The sequence below is a fragment of the Micromonospora sp. NPDC049801 genome, assembly GCF_040656575.1.
Taxonomy (GTDB): domain Bacteria; phylum Actinomycetota; class Actinomycetes; order Mycobacteriales; family Micromonosporaceae; genus Micromonospora.
In genome coordinates, this window is the sequence record NZ_JBFAMS010000009.1 from 94036 (window position 1) to 115517 (window position 21482).

Here is a 21482-nt window from a genome sequence, read left to right on the forward strand (position 1 = left end):
ACCTCGCCCGGCCGGCCCGACTACGAGCCGGCACCGACCGGTGGCATCGGCCGCACGGACGCCTCGGTGGCCAGCCGCGCGGCCAACCGCTCATCGAGGTACGCCGTCAGCCGCGCGTCCTCAGCCGGCGTCAGTGTTGTCCGGCACAGGTAGCGGGGCTGCTGGTCTGCGCAGTCCAGACGGTACGCCTCCCGCATCCGAACGGCGTGCCTGATCGCCGTCCACGGCAACCGCAACGTCGCATGGGCGGCGTGCCACTCGATGGCCTCCGCGGTGAACACGTACCGCACCGGCGCGCTCAACTCGGCGTGGCCTCGCAGGTACGCCGAGCCGTTGATCAGCCCCACGACGAACCAGACCACCCCGAACGGGAGGCCGAACAGCCCGGCGAGGAGCCAGCCACCATCGGCCGAGAACGTACCGAGACTCGTGATCGACAACAGCAGCCCCGAGATGACGAACAGCAGACTCATCCGCCGCAGATCCCGTCGCCGCAACCGCGTGTACCGGACGTCGGGGGTGACCAGCAGGTCGAACCCGTCCCTGACGCCCGCATCGTCGAGCTTCTCGTCGCCCACCCCGTACCCCCGTCGTCGATACCAACCGGGAAGAACCTAGACCCGGGCCGCCCGAGGGTCGATCGGTGGCTGCTCAGCAGCGCGCCGCCCGGCGTCTCGTGTCGCCCAGCCGCCACCGATCACCGCAGCGCCAGCGTGACCTGCCCGGTCGCGACCCCGGACGGGTCCACCACCACCGTGTACGTGCCGGCGGCCGGCAGCGTCGTCCGGTCGATGTCACCAGCCCCATTGATCACACATCCGCTGGTGATCGGGCTGCCGTCGGGGGCGCGTAGCTCCAGCACACCGCACTGGTCGGGCAGGTCGGAGGCGGTCGCGGTCAGACTCACCGACGTCCCGGCGGCGGCGGTGAACCGGTAGCTCGTCACCGCCCCCGGCCGGTCCACGGTGGCGACGACCGGCGGACCGCCAACGGTGATCGTCGCCGCCCGGTCGCGGCTGCTGACCAGCCGCAGTGTGGTCGTGCCGGTGGTGCGTCCGGTCGGATCGACCACCACCGTGTACGTCCCGTCGGCGGGCAACAGCGTGCCGTCGATCTCGCCAACGCCGTTGATCACGCAGCCGCTGCTCAGCAGCCGGTCTTCGGTGTCGCGCAGTTCCAGCGGGGTGCACTGGTTGGGCAGTGTGCTCGTGGGCGCCTCGACGAAGACGCGCTCGCCCTGCTGCCCGGCGAACCGGTACCGGGCCCACGCGCCGGGCTGCTCCAGGGTCGCGGTGACCTCCGGGCCGTTCGCCTGCAGCGTGCCGTCGACGTCCCGGGCCACGTACACCCGGACGGCGGCTCGTCCGGTGTCGCCGGCGGCGGCGGTGACCCGCACGGCGTACGTGCCGGTGGTGGTGAGGTCGACGCGGTCGATGTACCCGACGCCGCCGATGGCGCAGCCGGCTCCGAGCAGCCGGTCGGTCGGGTCGGTGAGCACGTACGGCGAGCAGCGGTCGGCCATCCCCGGCGCGGTGACGTCGACGAAGACGGCGTCCCCGGTGCGCCCGTTGAACGTCAGCGGCTCGCCGCCCGGGGTGAGGCTGGCCGTGGCGATCGGCACGGCGCTGATCGGCGGGGCGATCGGCGGGGCGATCCGTTCGGTGGTGGCCCCGGCGACGGCGAACTCACCACGCCCGCTGACGGCGACGTCGAAGACGCAGTCAGCGAGCGGGCCCGCCGCAGTGACGCCGGCCCACCGGCAGATCCGTTCGGCGGCGGCACGCCGGGCCGGGTCGAGGTCGGCGACGGTCACCTCCCGCTCGGGGAAGGTCCGGTCGGTGAACGTGCCGGTGTCCTCGCCGTCGCCGTACGGGAACAGCGAGCGGTCCTGGGTGAGCCGCCAACTGTCCGCGTACGACGGGTAGAGCGTGGCGAACGGCACGGGCTGGGCGAGGGCCGCGCTGCCGGCGGGGGCGATGTCGTCGGCCGGGTCGCCGTCGAAGTCGCCGAGCAGGCCGCGTACCTTCCCGGCCCGGCCGTCGGCGAGCCGGACGAGCACCCGGTAGCCGTAACGGCCGATCTGGTCCACCGCCGCCGCCGAGCCGTCCGGCCACGTCACGTCGTACCCGTCGGTCTCGCCGGTGTCGGACGGGCGGCGGGTGAGGTTGCCGCCGGCCAGGTCGGTCCGCTCCGGTGGCGCGGCGACCGGCGTGCCGTCGACGTGCACCCGGGTGGCGCCGTCGGTGAGGGTGAGCGCGACGCGGTGGACGCCGATCCGGAACGCGACCGCCGAGTTGACCGAGGCGGACCGGGAGCCCGTCATCGGCGACTGCCGGACCTGGACCTCCAGCGGGTCACCTTCGGTCGCGGCGACCAGGGTGAACTCGCCGACGGCCTGGAAGTCGTAGGCGACCCGGTCGAACGTGACCAGGTGCGGGTCGCCGTTGCTGCCGCCGCAGTCGGCGCCGTCCTCACACATCTTCACCGGCCCCTTTGGCGGGGGCGTCTTCTTCGGCGGCTTCTTGCACTCGTCCAGGCTCTTCGGCAGCGGCTTGCCCTTGTAGTCCTTGCGCGGCGGCAGGCCCTTCGCCGCCCGGTAACGGTTCTCCGCCAACGTCGCCCGCACCTCGGCGGTGGGAATGCCCGTGCTTCCGCACTCGCCCGGTGGCACCGCGTCGCGGGAGATGTCGTCGGCGTGGTTCAGCTCGTGGTAGAGCGCGGCGCACGGATCGCGGGCCACGCCGTCCTCGTACGGGTCGGTGGAGGTCGGATTCCAGGTGACGGTGGACGAGCCCTTGCCGTCGGGGCTGTCCGGCGTCTCGAACGCGCCGGAGCCGCCCGGGGTGGGGATGATCCGCACCTTCGGGCTCTTCTTGTCCTTCAGCCGGGGCAGGATGCCGGACGGGTCCCCGCCCGGCGCGGCGAACCCGCTCAGACAGCCGTCCACGGCGGCCTGGAAGTCGACGCCCTTGATCGGCACACCGGAGGTCGGGTCGACCGAGTAGTCGGCCCGCGCCGGGCGGGCCCCGCCGCCGACCAGCGCACCGACGGCCACCAGCAGCAGGACCACGGTGGCGGCGGTCGGCCGGCGGCGTACCCTCAGCAGGATCACCAGCGCGGCCAGGAGCAGCACCAGCAGCAGTACGCCGGCCGCCGGCCAGAGCCAGCGGCGACCGGACGCACCGCCGTCGCCGACCGTGAACGTGGTGCTCCGCAGGGCCGTCGCGCCCGTGCAGGGGTCGACCGCGCCGGTGACCGGCAGTGGCACGTAGCCGGCCGTCACCTCGTACCGGCCGGGAGCGCCGACCGGCCAGAGCGAGTCGAGACCGCCGCCGTCCCCGGTGGCCGCCACCGAGCGGAGCACGACCTCGCCGGGAGCGTCACCCAGCCGGATCCCGGTGAGCGTCACGGTCGCCGTCGCCGCGGGCTCGACAGTGGTCAGACCGGCGGTGGCCGCCGCGGCGATCCCGTCGTCGTGGAAGCTGCGGGCGAGCGTGGGCGTGAGATCGCGCCCGTCCCGGCGTACCCCGGTTATCTGGACGGTGCCGACGGCCGTGGTGGGCAGCGCGCACGCCGACCCGGTGGAGTTCGTGACGGTGAGGTCCAGGCGGACCTGGTCACCGGCGCGGTAGTCCGCCTGCTCGGGCCGCAGGGTCAGGCCGAGGCCGTCGCCGTCGGGCGCCGCGGCGGCGCTCGCCGCCCCGGCCACCAGGGCCGTCACGAGTACGGCGAGTCCGGTAGCCGATCGAAGCGTCCACCTCATGGTGGGGACTGTAGGGGCGCGGCGACGGGATTCCCGCGCTCTGTCGGGGACCGGTCGCCGTGGAGGTAGGGCCTGCCCCACCGGCGACAGTCCCGCTCACCGGCTGTCACCTGGACCGGCCGCTTCATAGCCTGCGAACAGGTTCTCTGTCGCTTACGGGGGTAGTCGTGAAATTCTCCAGCAAAGACCCGCCAGTCGTGCTCGCCGAGCTGCCCGGGACGTCCTCCCGGATCGCCGACGTCGACGCCCTGCGCGCCGTGGCACTGCTGCTCATCCTGCTCGTCAACATCGCCTTCTTCGCCTCCGGCTACCCCTTCCACCTGGTTCCCGATCCCGCCCACGACTCATGGGGTGACCAGGCGGCACTGTGGTCGGTCGAGCTGCTGTTCGCGATGAAGGCGTATCTGCTCTTCGCCTTCCTGTTCGGCTACAGCTTCACCCTCCAGCTCGACTCCGCTGCCCGGCGCGGCGTCGACATCGTCCCCCGGTTCCGGCGACGGTTGGCCGGGCTCTTCGTCCTCGGCGTCCTGCACGCGGTGCTGCTGTTCCAGGGCGACATCCTGACCACGTACGCGCTTCTCGGCCTGGTGCTGCTCGCCATGCGACGAGTCGCGGTCGGAACCGCGCTGCGCGCAGCCGTACTGCTGACCGCCGGGATCGGTTTCGTCCTCGCGCTCGCGGCCGTCGGCGGAACCGAACTGGTCACCGACCCGGCGGCGGCGCTCGCCGCGGGGCAGCGGTCCACCGAGGCGCTACAGGGCGGGCTCGGATCGGTGATCGCCGAGCACGTACGCCAACTGCCGGCGATGGTCGGCACGCTCCTCGTGCAGGGGCCGCTCGCCCTCTCGGCGTTCCTCTTCGGGTACGCGGCGGGGCGTCGCCGGCTCCTCACCGACATCGCCGGGAACCGGCAGCTCCTACGCCGGGTACAGCGCGTGGGCTATCCGGTCGGCCTGGCCGGCGCCGTGGTCTTCGCCTCGGGTGGAGGCACCGGCAACCTGACCGGAGTGACGGTGGGCGTCCTGACCGCGCCGCTGCTCGCGGCCGCGTACGCCGCCACGCTCCTGGAGTTCTTCGCGACCGACCGGGGACGACGGATCGTGACCGTGCTCGCGCCGGCCGGACGGATGTCCCTGTCCAACTACCTGGGTCAGTCGGTGCTCTGCGTACTGGTCTTCACCGGCGTCGGCCTGGGCCTCGCCGGTGCCGTCGCACCCCCGGTCGTGCTCCTCGTCGCGGTCGCGATCTATGGCGTGCAGGTCGCAGCCAGCGCGGCGTGGATGGCACGGTTCCGGTACGGGCCGGCGGAGTGGCTGTTGCGGGCCTGGACCGAGCAGCAGTGGCCACGGTTGCGAGTCGCCGACCACGTATGACGGACGGTACTCGCGCCTTGCTTGGTCACTTCGCAGCCGATCCGCGGGCGTCAAAGCGCGTCGCCGGCTCGCCGACCCGAGGTTGCGGAGGCGGCACCAGCAGATCGACCGCCGCCTGTCGCATCATCTCGACCGCAGACGTCATCCCGTAGCGGCGGTCGAGAATTTCCAAGATGTCCTCTTCGGCCTGAACCCGACCCAGTCTGCCGGAGCGTTTGGCTATGGCAGCCACGGCAGCGCAGGCTCTAACCGGATCAAGGGAGACGGTATTGGCTGCGAACTCTTTGGGCGAGAGCACCTGCAACCCGCGAGGCAACTTACCCGGAGGCAGGTCTCGCACGTTAAGCGTAATGACAGCGCCGGCGTTGGCGACAACCGCGGCAGCAACGAGATGCTCATCGTCGGGGTCGGGCAGGCCGTAGGTACCTTCCAGACCCTCCCACCCACCGACCTCCGCATCGTCGAAATGCTGTCTGATCTGCTCGATGAGGTGCTGTGCTCGCTTGGCGGCCTCGTCAGCTTCATGCCCTCGCTCGATCAACTTTGCTCTCTGCTCGTATTCCAACTCCTCGAGCACGACCGAATTCCACACAGGCCGATACAAGCCCTCGATCGCAAGGGATAGAAGAAAGTCGCGTTGCAGGTCTGGCCAGAGAACACAGGTGTCGAGAAGGGCCGTGAACACTGGCCTATTCTGTCAGGCCCTTGCGGCGTCGTGCGACTGCGCGACGCGTTTCGCGCAGTCGCCGCGTCAACGCGTCGAGGTCTTCCTCGTCATCAATGTCCACTGAGGTTGCTTCAAGCGCGGCGTACTGGTCAGCCCTGCGCTGCGCCCGGTACGCAAGCAGGTCGGGGAGAAGGATGCGTCGGTGAGTCCCCAATCGCTCAAACGGAACCTTGCCCTCGTCAAGCAACTTGACGACCGTCGGTCGACTGACTCCGAGCAGGTCGGCGGCTTGCTGGGTTGTCAGCTTCAGCGTCCGCGGAGCCACAGTCACCGCAAACCCCTGCTGGAGCGCCTCGACAACCTGGCGAAGCACCCCGTAGACCTCGGCTGGAAGCTCGACGCGGTCACCTGGGGTGGCTCCGGCCAGGAAGTAACGTGGTGCGACCGGCCCCCGTCCCGTCCGCTCGTGGGCCTGGATGAAGTCGTGGACCTGGGCAACCTGCCCATCAGCTTCTGGCAGGTACGTCTCTTCCTTCAGTGCAGCCGCAGTCATGACGCCTCCTAGTCGAAATCATCGTAACCACCTTCGTTTCTTTCGTCCACGAAACGGATGAGACAGGCCGAGGGCAACCCGCGATGGACTAGCGCCAGATCCGCCGAACATGAGACTGTCTATGTAACTCAGTGCGTTCCTGTAGCTACATCTAGCGATGTAGGTGGTTTCGATGGAACAGCTTCCGTTGTGGGGACCGAGCACCGACGACGAGCCAAAGCCAGTCCTGGCACGACCAGCAAGACTTCGCCTCCTGATCACAGTGAAGGCGGCCCCCAACCCCTCCGCCCGGTACGGGGAGACGGTTTGCGTCGGGGCACTGGGCCTGGACCCGCCCTGGACGGGGTGGATCCGCCTCTATCCCGTGCACTACCGGGATCTCGACGACGACAGCAAGTTCCACAAGTACGACGTCATCCACGTTGAGGCGCTGCCAGCCAGGCAAGACCAGCGGCGCGAGAGCTGGAAGCCGATCGTGGACACGATCACGACCGAGCGGCATCTTGCCAGTCGGCAATCGCGTCGGAGTCTCCTCGATCCACTCGTCGAAGACTCCATGTGCCGGCTCAACAAGCAGATCCGTGAGGATCCGAGCGGACGATCGATCGCGTTGATTCGCGCGGTTGACATCTCAGCTCTACAGGTCAAGCGACATCCCGGCTGGTCAGCGGAGGACCGCAAGAAGATCGAGGGCTACCTCAACCAGCTCGATCTGCTGGAACCGACCAAGCGCAGCGCACTTCAAGCACCACGCTTCACTGGTGCGTACCGCTACCGTTGCGCGGACCGCCATTGCCGCGGCCACCAGCAGACCCTCTGGGACTGGGAGTTCGTCGCCCTACAACGCAGGCTGGACCGACTCACCGACGCGGAGGCTGCGGAGCAGCTGAGAGACAAGTTCCTCACCCAACTCTGCGGGGCTGACCGCGACGTCGCCTTCTACGTAGGCAACCAGGCGGCACGACCGCAATCCTTCAGCATCGGCGGTGTCTACGCACCGAGACGGCCCGCAGCTCGACACCGATCGCACGTCAACCGATGAGTTCGGCCAGCACGTCGGCATGGCACGGGTCCTCAGTGCGGCACCAGCACGCCAACTGCTTCCCCGTGAGTTCCCGCCGCGCTCGATCAACAAGAGCAGGCTGCCCCACAAGCCATTGCCGATAGAGGCGTAACGCCTCCGCCCGATCATGCTGCCGCAGGCTGAACGGATTGGCCCACGGAGAACGTCGCAACCCGAACCCCTGCCGTCCGACGTACACGGCGCCAGGCGGCACAACCGGGTGGTAGAGGTCTCCCCGCACGCGAACCCGCCGACGTCCCCCCACGCCACCACCGTAATCGTCAACACCCGGCCCTCGCGAGAATGCTCGAGGAAAGTCGGTCGCTCCGGTCCTTCGACTTTTCGACCCGTGCCCACCGCCCGTCGCACGCGAAAAAGGCCCCGACCCGGTAAATCAACCCGGTCAGGGCCTTGCTCGTTTGGTGCGCCGCCAGGGACTCGAACCCCGAACCCGCGGATTAAGAGTCCGCTGCTCTGCCAGTTGAGCTAGCGGCGCTCGTTCGGCAACGGAGAGAACATTAGCACCCCGCCAAGGCGGGCTCCAATCCGGTTACCCGACTCCCCCCTTCGGTCGAGCTTAACGGGCATACAGCCACAAACCATCCATCGGGCCTGGGACGGGGGCGTAGGTCGGGCCACTGATACGGCACGATGTCCGCCAGGTACGCGAGAACAGAGGTGGGGATGGCACGGTTCACGCGAGCCGGGGCGGTGGTGGGCGCTCTGACTCTGGCGGCGTCGCTGGCACTGACCGGGTGCGGCGACGAGCAGAAGAAACCGGAATTCGTCGGCGGGACGTCGGCGGATGCGGGTACCGCACCCGACTCGGCCGCCCCGTCGACGAGCGGCGAGCCCAGCGCGCCCAGTGGGCCGGCGCTGACGCTGAGCCCGGCCGACGGCACGAAGAACAAGCCCGTGAGTACGGAGATCAGCGCCAAGCTGCCGAGCGGCGGGAAGGTGTCCGCGGTCACCCTGACCGCGGCCGGCGGCGCGACCGTGGAGGGCAAGCTCCGCGCCGACGGCTCGGCCTGGGTGCCGTCCGCGCCCCTGAAGTGGGGTACGAAGTACACGGCCACGGTGACGGCGAGCACGCCGGACGGCACGAGCAGCCAGGGCACCAGCTCCTTCACCACGATGGCCAAGCCGAAGTCGACCATCGGGTCCGGCCTGTACCTCTTCGACGACAAGAGCTACGGCGTCGCGATGCCGGTGGTGACCGAGTTCCACCCGGGCATCCCCAAGAAGGACCGGGCGGCGGTGCAGAAGCGGATGTTCGTCAAGACCGACCCGCCGCAGCCGGGCGCCTGGCACTGGGTCGACAACGGCACGCAGGCGTACTACCGGGCGCCGGAGTACTGGAAGCCGGGCACCACCATCAGCGTCCGGATCGCGTTGGCCGGGGTGCCGCTGAGCAACGGCAGGTACGGCGACATCGACCGCAAGGCGACCGCCAAGATCGGCCGGTCGTTGGTGATGAAGGTCGACAACGCCACGAAGAAGATGTCGGTGTACGAGAACGGCGCGCTGACGCGCACCATCCCGGTGAGCCTGGGCAAGAAGAGCACCCCGTCGTCCAGCGGCACGATGGTCGTGATGGAGAAGAAGGAAGCCACGGTCTTCGACACCCGTGACGATCCCGATCCGGCCAACCGCTACGTCACCGACATCCAGTTCGCCCAGCGGCTCACCTGGGGCGGCGAGTACATCCACGCCGCACCCTGGTCGGAGCACGTGCAGGGACGGCAGAACGTCTCGCACGGCTGCGTGAACGTGTCGACGGCCAACGCCAGGTGGCTGTTCGAGAAGACCCGGATCGGTGACCCGATCACCATCAAGGGCACCGAGCGCAAGATCGCCGCCGGCAACGGCTGGACGGCGTGGAGTCTGAGCTGGTCGGAGTTCATCAAGGGCAGCGCGCTGCCGGTACCCAAGGGTGGGTCCGGCCCGGCGCTCTGAGCGTCCGGCGTCGTCGCGCCGGCCCTGCCGATGGCACGGGCCGGCGCGTACCCTTGCACTGCCCGCGCCGTGACGACGGCGGCGGCGACCCTTCGGCTTCGGCAGGAAGACGAACCTCAATCACGAAACGCCGGATAGTAACAAAAATCCGACATCGTGCGCGGCGTGTTCCTGCCCACCCTCGGCAACCAGGACCGGTTCTGACACGTCTTTAGGAGACGATGGGTCAGCGACCACGACTGTGAGGACATCATGCGAGCTAGCCAGGACCAGCTGATCCGGCCCCGCGGACGACGCCGCGTGCTCGCGGCGGGGCTCCTCGCCGTGGCGTTGGCCTTCACCGCCGGCTGCACCGACGGCGACGGCGGCGGCAAGCCGTCCTCGTGGCAGGGCGGGGCCGAGACACCCGCGCCCAAGGCGTCGGCGACCATCGCCGAACCGGCGGCCGATGCCAAGGACGTCCCCGCCTCCACCGGCATCACCTTCACCACGAAGGACGCCCAGGAGACCGCCGTCGAGCTCAAGGACGCGGCCGGCAAGGCGGTCAAGGGGACCCTCGCGGCGGACGGCAAGTCGTGGTTGCCGAGCGAAGCCCTGGCGTACGGCACCAGCTACACCGCCACGGTCACGGCCACCGGCGACGACGGTCGGCCGGCCACCGCGACCAGCACCTTCACCACGATGGCCAAGCCCGACAAGCAGGTCCGGGTGAGCAGCTTCCTCGGCGACAACCAGCAGGTCGGTGTCGGGATGCCGCTGATCGTGAAGTTCAGCCGGGACATCCCGGAGGATTACCGCGACGACGTGCAGCGCCGCATGACGGTGACCTCGACGCCGGCCCAGCCGGGCATCTGGCACTGGGTCAGCCCGACCGAGGTCCGGTACCGGCCGAAGGAGTTCTGGAAGACGAACAGCAAGGTCTCGTACCGCGTCCAGGCGGGTGGCCTGCCGATGGGCGACGGCTACTACGGCCGCGCGGACCTGTCGGTCGACATCAAGATCGGCCCCAAGCTGATCATGACGGTCGACAACAAGACCAAGCGGATGACGGTGACCCGCGACGGCAAGGTGATCAAGACGATCCCGGTCAGCCTGGGCAAGAAGAGCACCCCCTCGTCCAGCGGCACCATGATCGTGATCGAGAAGCTGCGCAAGACGGTCTTCGACACGTTCGAGGAGCTGGGCCCCGAGGACGGCTACCGCACCAAGATTGACTTCGCGCAGCGCCTCACCTGGGGCGGCGAGTTCATCCACGCGGCCCCCTGGTCCGAGGGTCAGCAGGGCAGCGTCAACGTCTCGCACGGGTGCGTGAACGTGTCGATGGCGAACGGCGACTGGCTGTTCAAGAACACCGAGGTCGGTGACCCGATCACCGTCAAGGGGACCGAACGCAAGCTCCAGAACGGCAACGGCTGGACGGACTGGAACATGAGCTGGGACGAGTACGTCAAGGGCAGTGCCCTGCCGTATGACCCGGACGCCCCGGCGGCCCCGGACGCCGCCGGCACCCCGTCGCCGACGCCGACGAGCTGAGCCGAGAGGCTGATCCACTCCAGGTCGGCGATGTCGGGGTGTCCGGGCGGCTGGATACCCGCAGATCGGCGACCTGGAGTGGATCAGCCAGGCGCGCGGCCCGCACAAACAGCTCAGGCCCCCTCCGAGGAGGGGGCCTGACTATTGGGGTGACTGATGGGAATTGAACCCACGACAACCGGGACCACAACCCGGTGCTCTGCCAACTGAGCTACAGCCACCACGCCTCCGACACTCGGTCTGTCGCCCCGGGCGTCGTGCGGACCAATAATAGCCCCACCACCGCGCACGGCGTCCAGCGGGTTCCCCGCCGGCCGAGCGGCGCCGGATCAGAGCTCGGCGGCGATGCCCTTGGCGGTCTCGACGTCCGGGCCGGGCAGCGGCACGAAGATGGTGCGCCGGTAGTACTCCAGCTCGCGGATGCTCTCGCGGATGTCGGCGAGCGCCCGGTGCGCCAGGCCCTTCTGCGGCTGGCCGAAGTACACGCGGGGGTACCAGCGGCGGCAGAGTTCCTTGATCGACGACACGTCGATCATGCGGTAGTGCAGGTGCGCGTCGAGGCGGGGCATGTCCCGGGCGATGAAGCCGCGGTCGGTGGCGATCGAGTTGCCGCACAGCGGCGCGGTACGCGGGTCCTTCACGAAGGTGCTCACGTACTCCAGCACCCGGTCCTCGGCCTCGGCCAGGGTGACCGCCGATCGACGGACCTCCTCGGTGAGGCCCGACTTGGCGTGCATCGTCTGGACGATCTCCGGCATCGCCTCCAGCGCCGCCTCGTCGGCGTGGATCACCACGTCGACACCATCACCGAGCACGTTGAGGTCGGGGTCGGTGACCAGTGCCGCGACCTCGATCAGCTTGTCACTGCCGAGGTCCAACCCGGTCATCTCACAGTCGATCCAGACGAGGAGGTCAGCCACCGGGACAGCCTACGCGCAGCCCACGCCCCGCTGCTGCGCGCTCTTCAGGGGGTGGACCGCTAGGGTTTCTCAAGTGCCAGCCGAACCCATCGCACCGCCCGCCGTCACCGACGACGATCCCGGTGGCCGTACGGTCCGTCGGCTGGTCGCGATCGTGGCGCTGGTCGCCGTGCTGCCCGCGCTCTACCTGCGCAACCTGGTGCACAACTTCTTCGATCTGAAGATCTACATGTCGGCGATGGACTGGTGGACGGCCGGTCACCCGCTCTACGACTACGTCCAGCCGGACCGGGTGCAGGGTGAGTTGTACTTCACGTACCCGCCGTTCAGCGCCCTGTTGTTGTGGCCGTTCGGACTGCTCCGGCTCGGCGTCACCGTGACGATCTTCACGGTGCTCACGGTGGCGGCGGTGGTGCTGACCACCCGGTGGCTGGTGATGCCCGTGATCGTCCGCCATGACCTGCCCCGCACGTTCACCGTGACGGCCGCCGTGCTGCTGGTGCTGGCGGTGGAGATCACCCGCGAGACGATCACCCTCGGGCAGATCAACATGCTGCTGGTCGTGCTGATCCTGGCGGACCTGTTGTTCGCCGTACCGCAGGCGCGGCGCTGGGCCGGGGTCGGCATCGGGCTGGCGACGGCGCTCAAGCTCTTCCCGGGCATCTTCATCGTGTACCTGGTGGCCACCCGCCGGTGGCGGGCCGCCGCGGTGGCGAGCGTGACGGCGGCGGCGGCGACCCTGCTGGCGGCGGCGGTCGCGCCCGGCGACTCCTGGCGGTTCTGGACGCAGGAGCTGTGGGACACCGACCGGGTGGGACGCACCGACTATGTCGGCAACCAGTCGGTCTTCGGTCTGCTGAGCCGGTTCACCGCGCCGGAGAAGCCGGACCGGCTGCTGTGGTTGGTGATCGTGGCGGCGGTGGCCGGCTACGGACTGTGGCGGGCTGCCCGGGCCGCGCGGGCTGGTCACGCGTTGACCGGCCTGACCCTGACCGGCCTGGTCGGTGCTCTGATCAGTCCGATCACCTGGACCCACCACATCTACTGGTTCGTGCCGGCGGTGGTGCTGCTCGCCGACGCCGCGCTCAGCGCGAAACGCCCGGACGAGGCACGCCAGCGGTGGTGGTCCGCCGCGCTCGCCGTGGGCACCACCGCCGTGATCGTCTACGGCGTGGTGACGTTCCAGAAATGGGGTACGGCGCCGGTCCGCACCCACGATCCGGTCGACTTCGTCCTGCAGAACCCCTACGTCCTGCTCAGTCTGCTGCTGCTGGTGGCGCTGCCGGTGCGCGTGTACCGCCCGGTCCGCACGGAGGAAAATTCGCGCCAAATGGACACAAGTCCCCAGTAATGTCCATCGCCGCTAATCTGAACCCATCTACCTCAAGCGTCGCTCGGGTAGCACCGCTCCCCCGGTGAGAGTGGCCCTTCGCGTCGGCAGCGCGAAGGGCCACTTGCCACGTCAGTCCTCCGGCGTCGGCCGGGCCGGCTCCGCGCCGATCGCCGACCGGGACCACTCGGACACGCCGGAGCCGACCGGGGCGAGCTGTCGTACGGCCGGCACCGACCGGACGGGATGGGGATCGCGGACGCCCAGGCCGCTGAGCGACGTGACCCCGAGCCGGCCGGCGAGGACGGGCACCTGGTCCGGTTCGACCACGAAGACCACCTCACGCGGACGCGGTGGGCGCAGCAGGAGCAGCACCGCGCACGCCACCAGCAACACCCCCGCCACCAGCAGTCCCCAGGCGACCGGGCCGACCCAGCCGGCCCGCAGCTCGGCGCGCAGCTCCAGCGTCAGGTCGGCACGGCCGTCCGGGCGCATCACCACCAGGCTCATCGGCTCGCCCGCGAGGTCGTCGGCGCTCCACTCGACGGTGCCGATGCCCTCGCGTACCCAGAACGGAAGGCCCAGCGGCGGGCGGACCGCATCGACGGCCGGGGCCACGGGTGGGACCGCGGCTTCCAGACGGACCGGCAGCGGCCCCCGGGCCAGCGCCACCCGGCGGACCGAGGCGTACGGCACGGACTCCAGCCAGTGGCGCACCTCGGCGGTCGGCGCGAGCCCCACGAACGCCGGGCCATCGGGCGTCCGGGCGTCGAGCCGCAGACGGGTCTGCGTGCCGCGCGCGAAGGGCGCCTCCCGCCGCAGCAGCCGGTCGAGGTCGGTGACCACGACCGCGTGGCCCGGTGTGCGGACGGTTTCGAACCGGGCGGCGTAGGCCCCACCGGGATCGGTGTGCCGGGCGACCAGCCACAGCCCACCGCCGGCGAGCAGCGCCGGAATCCCGATGACCAACAGCAGCATTCCGGCGATTACCCGCACGAACCGCATTCGCGCCGTCCCCTTCCGTAGCCAGATACCCGGCCGACCTTACCGACGTACGCCCGCTGATCAGGGGATATCCACGGCACGGCCGCTCCCGGCCCGGGACGCACGCTGGCCCGCCGGATTTCCGGCGGGCCAGCGGGTGAGCGACGGGATCAGGACTTGGCGGCCGGCTCCCGGCGGGTCCGGGCAAACGCCAAGCCGCCCAGTGCCAGGCCGGCCAGGCCGGCGACGAGACCCGCGACACCGAGGCCGAGGGCGACGCCGTCGCCCTCGTCGTCGTCCTTGTCGGCGACGGCCACGGCGGACGGCGCGGCGGCCGACGCCGTCGGCGCGGCAGCCGTGAGGGTGAGCACCGGGGCGGGCTTCTCCGGCTCCTCGCCGCCCGGCTGCGGCTCGTCGATCCAGCGCGAGACGTTGCCGTCGGAGTACGTCTGGAGGGTCTTGAAGACCATCGTGTCGACCTTCGGCAGCGGCCCCATCGAGACGCCGAACTCCTGGAACTGCCCCGGCTTGACGGCCGCGTCACCCGTGGCCGTCCAAGTGATCTTGGAGACCGCCTCGGTGAGCTGGCTGCCGTGCACCTCGATCGGCGGCTCCACCTTGCGCTTCTCCGTCGCCACCGTCCAGCCCGGCACCGGGATGGTCGACACCGAGCCGACCGGGGCGTTCTCCGGCAGCACCACCTCGAGCTTGGTGGTCGAGGCGGTGTCGCTCTCGTTGGGCACCCGGAACGCCACCCGGGCGTAGCCGCCCTGGGTCGCCTCCTTCGGGTTCACCGTGACGTGGGCGGAGGCCGGACCGGCGAAGCCGAGCACGGCGGTGGCGACGGCGGTCAGCGCCAGGGCGGCAGCGGCGGATGCGGTACGCCGGAGTCGGGTCATGGGTGTCGTGGACCTCTCTAACGGATGGGCACGGTGGCGGTCACCGTGGCCTGGTCGATGTCGGTCGTGCGAGCGGTGATCTTCAACTGCCACTCGCCGGCGGCCGGCAGGCTGATGTCGCCGTACGCGTGGTTGTCGGTCAACGGCAGCAGCGGCACGTCGATCGGCTCGATACCGGCCGACGGCAGCGCGGCGGTCGCCCGCCACTCCACCACCGGCAGCGGCAGGTTGTCCTTGCTGTACGCGTACAGGTGCACCGAGTTGTTGCCCCGCTCGGCCGGGCTCAACTCGACCTGCATCGAGAAGAGCGAGCTGTTCAGGGTGGTGGAGAAGAGGCCCGCCTCGACGCCGGAGGAGTCGGCCGCCGCCGTCCGCGCGGGCGCGGTCTGCACCAGGGTCGCGGACACGGCCAGCACCACGGCGGTGACAGCCAACTCCACCAGGACCGCCCGGCGCACCGGCGCCGGTCGCTGCGCGGCCACCCGCCGACGGACCAACTGCCGGGAGTACGCGGCCACGGCGATCACGATCGCGAACAGCCCGATCTTGGCGAGCAGCAGCCGCCCGTAGGTGGTGCTGAAGAGCGCGTCGAGGGTCGCCACCTCGATCAGCGCCTGCACGGTGCCGGCCAGCAGCAGGGCCGCGACGGCGAGCGCGGCCCAGCGCGACCAGATGGGCAGGATCGCGCCCAACTCCCGCTCGTCGGCCTGGCGCAGCAGGAAGACCGCGAGCATGAGCAGGCCGCCCAACCAGACCGCCATGCTGCCCAGGTGGACCGCGTCGACCACCACGGACACCGCCGGCGCCGGGGAGGCGGCCGGGTGCCCGGCCAGCGGCCAGGTCAGCAGGGCCGCCCCGCCGAGCAGCGCCAGGATGATCGCGTCGGTACGGCCGGCCGGACGTTCCAGCAGCGGCCGCAGCAGGAACGCCGCCGCGGCCAGCAGGCCGAGCCGGACCAGGTGGGCCGCGCCGAAGGTACTGCCGAAGACGCTGCCGAATCCCGCGCCGGTCACGTCGAAGAGGCCACCACCGGCGGTGTAGGGCACCTGCAACCACAGGTCGGCGAGAGTGGCCAGCGCCGTCAGGCCGAGACCGGCCCAGGCCAGCCGGGCGGGCCCCCGCCGGGAGAGCCGCCGGGGCCAGAGCGCGGCGAGCACCAGGACCGGCCCGACCAGCAGCACCAGACCGGCGTACCCGAGGAACCGGGCCACCTTCACGGCGGTGCTCACCACCGGGTTGGCGCGGCTGTCGTTGCCGGAGTCAACCGGCGGCGTCGAGGGCGCGCCGACCGAATAGGTGAACGCGCCGGAGACCGGGTGGCTGTCGGCGGAGATCACCCGGAAGCTCACCAGGTAGGTGCCGCGCCCGGCGGCCGGATCCACCGGAATGGTCACCACCGCGCCCGCGAACGACGGCTCACCCCGGTCGGCCCGGGAGCCGTCCGGAGCGATCACCCGAACCTTGTCGGGGACCTTGCGGACCGACTCGCTGAAGGTGAGCACCACCTCGGATGGGCCGTTCGGCACCACCGAGGAGGCGGCCGGGCTGCTGCTGGACAGCACCGCGTGGGCGCTGGCCGGGGTGGCTGGCGCGATCAACAGGGCGACGACGGTGACCAGGAGGCCGGCGGCGGCAGCCAACCGGGCGGCCCAGCGGCGGGGGGCGACAGTCATGCCTGCCATGGTCGCCGACCCCAGTGGATCTCGGCGAACCGAGTCGGGCGAACGGCTCAATTCCGCTCAGCCGCCATCGCCGCGCGGGAGAGGTCGCGTGTCATGAGCAGGTAGTCGGCTGACGACGGGGAAAAGTTCCCGACGTGTCGCAGACCATCCAAGGGCCGAAGGACCCTGACGCCGCACCCGACGCCGCGTAACCTGGTTTGTCGTGATCCCCGTCCCGCGCGACACCGGCCCCGCCGGCCCCACCGGTCCGTCCGGTGACGCCGGCCCGGACCCGGCGACCGAGTCGGCCCTGACCGCGCGCGACGGCGACCCCACCGCCCAGGCGGTGTTCGTGCGCTTGACCCAGGCCGAGGTCTGGCGCTTCACCGCCGCCCTGGTCGGCCCGGACAGCGCCGACGACCTCGCCCAGGAGACGTACCTGCGGGCGTTCAAGGCCCTGCCGGCGTTCGAGGGCCGGTCCAGCGCCCGCACCTGGCTGCTCGGCATCGCCCGGCGCGCCTGCGCCGACCACCTGCGCACGGTGGTCCGCCGACGTCGCCTCGACGAGCGACTGGTCGCGAACGCCCACACCGACCGTCCGCACCCCGACCACGCCGGGCAGCTCGGCGCCGACGACCTCGTGCGGCGGCTGAGCCCCGAGCGACGGGCGGCGTTCGTGCTCACCCAACTGCTCGGCCTCTCGTACGCCGAGGCCGCCGCCGTCGAGGGAGTGCCCGTGGGCACCATCCGGTCCCGGGTCGCCCGAGCCCGCGACGAGCTGGTCGCGGCGGTCGACGACGCCCGCACCGGCTGAGCCGGGAACTTCCGGCTGAGACGGAACGACAAATGAGCGTGACTGCACCCCCCACGCGGGTCGGCCGTTGGACGGCTGTCCGGCCCTGGCTCGGCACGGCGGCCCGCCTCGGCCTCGCCGCCGTCTGGCTCGTCGCCGGGGCGTCGAAGGTCGGTGACCTGGCCGCCTCGGGTCGGGCCGTGAACGCGTACCAGGTGCTGCCGTACGACGCCGCGACCGTGATCGGCGCGGCGCTGCCCTTCGTCGAGCTGGCCCTGGGCGTGCTCCTGCTGCTCGGTCTGGCCTCCCGGCTCACCGCGGCGATCTCGACCGCCCTGCTGCTGGTCTTCATCGCGGGAATCTCCTCGGCCTGGGCGCGTGGCCTGGCCATCGACTGCGGCTGCTTCGGCAGCGGCGGGCAGCTCGCCGAGGGGCAGGCCCCGAGTTACCTCCCGGAGATCCTGCGGGACCTGGGATTCTTGGTACTGGCCGGATTTCTGGTGGTGTGGCCGCGTACGCCCGTATCAGTGGACGGCTGGCTGTCCGCCGAACCCGCCATGGAGGACGAGGATGAGTAGTCGCAAGGGTCAGCGGGACGCGGCCCGGGTGGTCCGCGAGCAACTGGCCCGCGAACGACGTCGCCGCCGCACGATCTGGGTGTCCGCCGCCGCCGTCGCGGTACTGGTCATCGCCGGACTGATCGGCTGGGGCGTCTGGTCCAACCAGCGCTCGGACAGCTTCACCACGCCGCCCGGCGCCAACGGGCCCGGCACCGGCATCGTCACCGGCGGCGGCCCGGTCACCGTCGACGTGTACGAGGACTTCCTCTGCCCGGTCTGCAACCAGTTCGAGCAGAGCAGCGGCGCGACGTTGGAGCAGTTGGCGTCCGAGAACAAGGCGAAGGTGGTGTACCACCCGGTCGCCTACCTCAACCGCTTCTCCAGCACCGAGTACTCCACCCGCTCGTCGGCCGCGTCCGGCTGCGCGGCGGCCGGCGGCAAGTTCCGCGAGTACGCCAAAGCGCTCTTCGCCAAGCAGCCACCCGAGGACAGCGCCGGGCTCAGCGACGACGAACTGATCGACATCGGCGTCGGCGTGGGGCTGGACCGGGGCTCGTTCGGCGGCTGCGTGAAGGACGGCACGTACAAGACGTGGACCGAGCACGTCACCGAGGAGGCCAGCCGCAGCGACGTCACCGGCACGCCCACCATCCTCGTCAACGGTCAGCCACTCGCCGACCGCACCCCGCAGGGCCTCACCGCAGCCGTGGCGGCGGCCGGCAAGTGATCCGTACCGTCCTGGCGCGCGCCGGCCTGATCGCCGCCGCCGCGTGCGCGGCGACGCTGCTCGGCGCGGCGCCCGCCGCCGCACACGGCGCGGACGCCCCGGACGGCACCGACTACCGCGCCCGCGTCACCGGCGTCACGCCGGCCCGGCCCGGTCTGACGGTCCGGGTCATCGAGGCGGGCGCACGCCTGGAGCTGACCAACCGCACCGGCCGGGCGGTCGAGGTGATCGGCTACTCCGGCGAGCCGTACCTGCGGATCGGTCCCGACGGTGTCTTCGAGAACACCCGCTCCCCCGCCACGTACCTCAACCGCACCCTCGCCGGCGACACCGCGCTTCCGGCCGACGCCGACCCGGCCGCCGCACCGTCCTGGCGGCGCATCGCCGACGGGACCACGGCACGCTGGCACGACCAGCGGGCACTGTGGCCGGAGTCGACGCCGCCAGCGGAGGTACGCGCCGCGCCGGAGCGCGAGCACCGGGTCCGGGACTGGACGGTGCCGCTGCGCGACGGCACCGACCCGCTGACGATCGGCGGCACCCTGGACTGGGTGCCGCCGCCGGACGCGTACACCTGGTGGGCGGTGAGCATCGTCGGCCTGCTCGCGGTGGGTGCGCTCGGCCTGTTCGCCGCCGCCTCCACCGCCGGTGCGCGGGCGCTGGCCGTACTCGGCGCGCTGCTCGTCGTCGGCGGCGCGGTAGCGGTCGGCTATCCGGTGGGACGGGAGATCGACGCGGGCGCCCAGGGCGTCGGTGGGGTGCTGTCCGGGCTGCTGTCCGGGCAGATCTGGTCGCTGCTCACCGGCCTCGGCGCGGTCGCCGCCGGCTGGTACGCGCTGCGCCGCCGCCCCGCGGCTGACTTCGCGGTGGCGCTGGCCGGGGCCTGCCTGGCGCTCTTCGCCGGGGTGGCGAACGCCGCGGTGTTCGCCCGGTCCGTCGCCCCGGTGCCCTGGTCGCCCGGGGTCGCCCGGGTCATGGTGGCGGCGTTCCTGATCACCGGCGTCGGCGCAACAGCCGCCGGCGTCCTCCGCCTACACGCGGCCTCCCGGGCCGCCGCCCTCACCCCCACCCCCTGACCTCCCGCGATCTTGCAGTTTGTGTCGCCGAAGTACCGGCATTCGCGGCATCTGTCGGGACAGCAAGTGCAAGATCGCGGGACCGGGGTGCGGGGGTCAGAGGTGTGGGGTGAAGCCGTACGGGAGCTCCAGGCGGTGCTTCGCCAGTAGGGGGGCGTCACCGAGCAGCGTGCGGGTTGGGGCGTCCGCCGCGATCCGGCCGCCGTCCAGGATCACCGAGCGCTCGCACAGCTCCGCCGCGTACGGCAGGTCGTGGGTGACCATCAGCAGGGTCACCGGCAGGCCCCGCAGGATCTCGGCCAGCTCACGGCGGGCCGCCGGGTCCAGGTTCGACGACGGCTCGTCCAGCACCAGGATCTCCGGGTGCATGGCCAGCACGGTCGCCACCGCCACCCGTCGGCGCTGCCCGAACGAGAGGTGCTGCGGGGCTCGGGCGCGGTGCTCGCTCATCCCCACGGCGGCCAGCGCCTCGTCGACCCGGGCCGCCAACTCCGCCCCGCGCAACCCCAGGTTGGCGGGCCCGAACGCCACATCCTCCGCCACCGTGGGCAGGAAGAGTTGGTCGTCCGGGTCCTGAAAGACGATGCCCACCCGGCGGCGCACCTCGGCCAGCGTCGCCCGGTCCGGAGTGACCGTCAGCCCGCCGACGCTCACGCTGCCCTCGGTGGGCGTGAGGATGCCGTTGAGGTGCAGCACCAGCGTGGTCTTGCCGGCGCCGTTGGGACCGAGCAGCGCCACCCGGTCGCCGCGCGGCACCGCCAGGTCCACGCCGTGCAGCGCCACGTGCCCGTCCGGGTACGCGTACCGAACACCACGAACGTCCAGCGAGAGGGCGGTCTGCACGACTCCGATCATGTCAGCACGACGGCGGTCGCGGCGATGGAGGCCGCCACCACCGGCACGGTCGCCGCGACCAGCCACTGACCGGCGGTCGCCGCGCCGTCGCCCTGCCACACGGCGGGCATCCGCCCGGTGTAGCCCCGCGACAGCATCGCCAGGTAGACCCGCTCACCGCGTTCGAAAGCGCGCAGGAACAGCGCGCCGATGCCGGCGGCGAAGCCACGCAACTGCCACAGGAAGCGCGGGTCGTCGCCCCGCGAGATGCGCGCCACCCGCATCCGCCGCGCCTCGCCGACCAACACGTCGAGGTAGCGCAGCATGAACGTGGCGATCTGGGTGAGGATCTGCGGGCAGTGCAACCGGTCCAGCCCGACGATCAGGTCGCGGGTGGTGGTGGTCGCGGCCAGCAGCAGCGAGGCGAGGACGCCGAGGGTGCCCTTGGCCAGGATGTTCCACGCGCCGTGCAGGCCGTCCTCGGACAGCCGCAGACCCAGCACCTCGACCCGCTCGCCCGCACCGAGGAACGGCAGCGCGACCGCGAACAGCACGAACGGCACCTCGATCAACGCGCGGCTGAGCAGCCAGCGCGGCCCCACCCGGGCCAGCGCCGCCACCAGCGCCACCAACAGGGCGTACGCCCCGAAGGCCCAGAACGCCTCGCGCGGAGTGGCCACCACGGCGATCGTGAAGACCACCATCGCCACGATCTTGACCTCGGGTGGGAGCCGGTGCACCGGCGAGGCCGACTCGCGGTACAGCACGTGCCCGTGACCGGCGCCCATCG

Annotated in this window: 19 protein-coding genes, 2 tRNA genes and 1 pseudogene; 9 read left to right on the plus strand and 13 right to left on the minus strand. The window is 71.1% G+C overall.

Annotated features, from left to right (window positions below):
• Positions 1-20: 20 nt before the first annotated feature.
• Positions 21-578 (minus strand): hypothetical protein, encoded by a 558-nt coding sequence (locus tag AB0I89_RS18020; RefSeq protein WP_357127560.1) that lies wholly within the window; start codon positions 576-578, stop codon positions 21-23.
• A 119-nt stretch (positions 579-697) separates the two neighbouring features.
• Positions 698-3763: a VWD domain-containing protein gene (locus AB0I89_RS18025; protein ID WP_357127563.1), complete on the minus strand. Its 3066-nt coding sequence runs from the start codon at positions 3761-3763 to the stop codon at positions 698-700.
• Positions 3764-3930: 167 nt separating this feature from the next.
• Between AB0I89_RS18025 and AB0I89_RS18030 the strand changes: the two genes are divergently transcribed.
• Complete coding sequence (locus tag AB0I89_RS18030) at positions 3931-5136, plus strand: DUF418 domain-containing protein (RefSeq protein ID WP_357127566.1); 1206 nt, start codon at positions 3931-3933, stop codon at positions 5134-5136.
• Positions 5137-5161: 25 nt separating this feature from the next.
• On the opposite strand, the gene AB0I89_RS18035 is transcribed toward AB0I89_RS18030, so the two are convergent.
• On the minus strand, positions 5162-5821 hold the full coding sequence (locus AB0I89_RS18035; RefSeq protein ID WP_357127569.1) for a PIN domain-containing protein: 660 nt from the start codon (positions 5819-5821) through the stop codon (positions 5162-5164).
• Between the two features lie 4 nt (positions 5822-5825).
• Complete coding sequence (locus tag AB0I89_RS18040; RefSeq protein ID WP_355052089.1) at positions 5826-6356, minus strand: helix-turn-helix domain-containing protein; 531 nt, start codon at positions 6354-6356, stop codon at positions 5826-5828.
• Between the two features lie 172 nt (positions 6357-6528).
• Here AB0I89_RS18040 and AB0I89_RS18045 point away from each other — a divergent pair, with 172 nt between their 5' ends.
• Positions 6529-7398: a hypothetical protein gene (locus AB0I89_RS18045; RefSeq protein WP_357127572.1), complete on the plus strand. Its 870-nt coding sequence runs from the start codon at positions 6529-6531 to the stop codon at positions 7396-7398.
• On the opposite strand, the gene AB0I89_RS18050 is transcribed toward AB0I89_RS18045, so the two are convergent.
• Together AB0I89_RS18050 and AB0I89_RS18055 are read right to left on the minus strand one after the other, a co-directional pair.
• Positions 7388-7684: a DUF4326 domain-containing protein gene (locus tag AB0I89_RS18050; RefSeq protein ID WP_357127575.1), complete on the minus strand. Its 297-nt coding sequence runs from the start codon at positions 7682-7684 to the stop codon at positions 7388-7390. The genes AB0I89_RS18045 and AB0I89_RS18050 overlap by 11 nt on opposite strands.
• Positions 7685-7839: 155 nt before the next feature.
• Positions 7840-7915, minus strand: a tRNA-Lys gene (locus AB0I89_RS18055).
• Positions 7916-8103: 188 nt separating this feature from the next.
• Between AB0I89_RS18055 and AB0I89_RS18060 the strand changes: the two genes are divergently transcribed.
• Complete coding sequence (locus AB0I89_RS18060) at positions 8104-9375, plus strand: Ig-like domain-containing protein (protein ID WP_357127578.1); 1272 nt, start codon at positions 8104-8106, stop codon at positions 9373-9375.
• Positions 9376-9627: 252 nt separating this feature from the next.
• Positions 9628-10908 (plus strand): Ig-like domain-containing protein, encoded by a 1281-nt coding sequence (locus tag AB0I89_RS18065; protein WP_357127581.1) that lies wholly within the window; start codon positions 9628-9630, stop codon positions 10906-10908.
• 145 nt (positions 10909-11053) lie between these two features.
• Here the strand turns inward: AB0I89_RS18065 and AB0I89_RS18070 are convergent.
• A tRNA-His gene (locus tag AB0I89_RS18070) sits at positions 11054-11129 on the minus strand.
• A gap of 108 nt (positions 11130-11237) precedes the next feature.
• Positions 11238-11828 (minus strand): oligoribonuclease, encoded by a 591-nt coding sequence (gene orn, locus AB0I89_RS18075; protein WP_308195323.1) that lies wholly within the window; start codon positions 11826-11828, stop codon positions 11238-11240.
• A gap of 73 nt (positions 11829-11901) precedes the next feature.
• Between orn and AB0I89_RS18080 the strand changes: the two genes are divergently transcribed.
• Positions 11902-13179, plus strand: coding sequence for a glycosyltransferase 87 family protein (locus tag AB0I89_RS18080; protein WP_357127585.1), 1278 nt, complete (start codon positions 11902-11904; stop codon positions 13177-13179).
• A 171-nt stretch (positions 13180-13350) separates the two neighbouring features.
• On the opposite strand, the pseudogene AB0I89_RS18085 reads toward AB0I89_RS18080, so the two are convergent.
• The 3 genes and pseudogenes from AB0I89_RS18085 to AB0I89_RS18095 all read right to left on the minus strand — a co-directional run.
• A pseudogene (locus tag AB0I89_RS18085) lies at positions 13351-13635 on the minus strand (hypothetical protein); the annotation flags it as partial.
• Positions 13636-14312: 677 nt separating this feature from the next.
• Complete coding sequence (locus tag AB0I89_RS18090; protein ID WP_357127588.1) at positions 14313-15041, minus strand: YcnI family protein; 729 nt, start codon at positions 15039-15041, stop codon at positions 14313-14315.
• Between the two features lie 17 nt (positions 15042-15058).
• Positions 15059-16723, minus strand: coding sequence for a copper resistance protein CopC (locus AB0I89_RS18095; protein ID WP_357127591.1), 1665 nt, complete (start codon positions 16721-16723; stop codon positions 15059-15061).
• Positions 16724-16925: 202 nt separating this feature from the next.
• Here AB0I89_RS18095 and AB0I89_RS18100 point away from each other — a divergent pair, with 202 nt between their 5' ends.
• The 4 genes from AB0I89_RS18100 to AB0I89_RS18115 are packed head-to-tail and all read left to right on the plus strand — an operon-like array spanning position 16926 to position 19858.
• Positions 16926-17516, plus strand: coding sequence for a sigma-70 family RNA polymerase sigma factor (locus AB0I89_RS18100; RefSeq protein WP_357127593.1), 591 nt, complete (start codon positions 16926-16928; stop codon positions 17514-17516).
• Positions 17517-17548: 32 nt separating this feature from the next.
• Positions 17549-18073 carry a MauE/DoxX family redox-associated membrane protein gene (locus tag AB0I89_RS18105; RefSeq protein WP_357127596.1) on the plus strand — a complete coding sequence of 175 codons (525 nt, stop codon included), beginning with the start codon at positions 17549-17551 and terminating at the stop codon, positions 18071-18073.
• Positions 18066-18782, plus strand: a complete 717-nt coding sequence (locus AB0I89_RS18110; RefSeq protein WP_357127599.1) for a thioredoxin domain-containing protein — start codon at positions 18066-18068, stop codon at positions 18780-18782. The genes AB0I89_RS18105 and AB0I89_RS18110 overlap by 8 nt, the downstream gene beginning before the upstream one ends.
• The gene (locus AB0I89_RS18115; protein ID WP_357127602.1) at positions 18779-19858 is read left to right on the plus strand and encodes a hypothetical protein; all 1080 of its coding nucleotides are present in this window, start codon (positions 18779-18781) and stop codon (positions 19856-19858) included. The genes AB0I89_RS18110 and AB0I89_RS18115 overlap by 4 nt, the downstream gene beginning before the upstream one ends.
• A gap of 96 nt (positions 19859-19954) precedes the next feature.
• Here the strand turns inward: AB0I89_RS18115 and AB0I89_RS18120 are convergent, their stop codons facing one another.
• Both AB0I89_RS18120 and cbiQ read right to left on the minus strand, forming a co-directional pair.
• A complete protein-coding gene (locus tag AB0I89_RS18120; protein ID WP_357127605.1) occupies positions 19955-20713 on the minus strand; it encodes an ABC transporter ATP-binding protein in 759 nt (252 codons plus the stop codon).
• Complete coding sequence (gene cbiQ, locus AB0I89_RS18125; RefSeq protein ID WP_357127607.1) at positions 20710-21480, minus strand: cobalt ECF transporter T component CbiQ; 771 nt, start codon at positions 21478-21480, stop codon at positions 20710-20712. Before cbiQ ends, AB0I89_RS18120 begins: the two co-directional genes overlap by 4 nt.
• Positions 21481-21482: the final 2 nt, after the last annotated feature.

Bases quoted from the DNA above. Each gene is read 5' to 3' on its own strand.
- AB0I89_RS18040 (WP_355052089.1), bottom strand. From the start codon at position 6,356: ATGACTGCGGCTGCACTGAAGGAAGAGACGTACCTGCCAGAAGCTGAT.
- AB0I89_RS18090 (WP_357127588.1), bottom strand. From the start codon at position 15,041: ATGACCCGACTCCGGCGTACCGCATCCGCCGCTGCCGCCCTGGCGCTG.
- AB0I89_RS18120 (WP_357127605.1), bottom strand. From the start codon at position 20,713: ATGATCGGAGTCGTGCAGACCGCCCTCTCGCTGGACGTTCGTGGTGTT.
- AB0I89_RS18060 (WP_357127578.1), top strand. From the start codon at position 8,104: ATGGCACGGTTCACGCGAGCCGGGGCGGTGGTGGGCGCTCTGACTCTG.
- AB0I89_RS18025 (WP_357127563.1), bottom strand. From the start codon at position 3,763: ATGAGGTGGACGCTTCGATCGGCTACCGGACTCGCCGTACTCGTGACG.
- cbiQ (WP_357127607.1), bottom strand. From the start codon at position 21,480: ATGGGCGCCGGTCACGGGCACGTGCTGTACCGCGAGTCGGCCTCGCCG.
- AB0I89_RS18065 (WP_357127581.1), top strand. From the start codon at position 9,628: ATGCGAGCTAGCCAGGACCAGCTGATCCGGCCCCGCGGACGACGCCGC.
- AB0I89_RS18105 (WP_357127596.1), top strand. From the start codon at position 17,549: ATGAGCGTGACTGCACCCCCCACGCGGGTCGGCCGTTGGACGGCTGTC.
- AB0I89_RS18045 (WP_357127572.1), top strand. From the start codon at position 6,529: ATGGAACAGCTTCCGTTGTGGGGACCGAGCACCGACGACGAGCCAAAG.
- AB0I89_RS18110 (WP_357127599.1), top strand. From the start codon at position 18,066: ATGAGTAGTCGCAAGGGTCAGCGGGACGCGGCCCGGGTGGTCCGCGAG.
- AB0I89_RS18095 (WP_357127591.1), bottom strand. From the start codon at position 16,723: ATGGCAGGCATGACTGTCGCCCCCCGCCGCTGGGCCGCCCGGTTGGCT.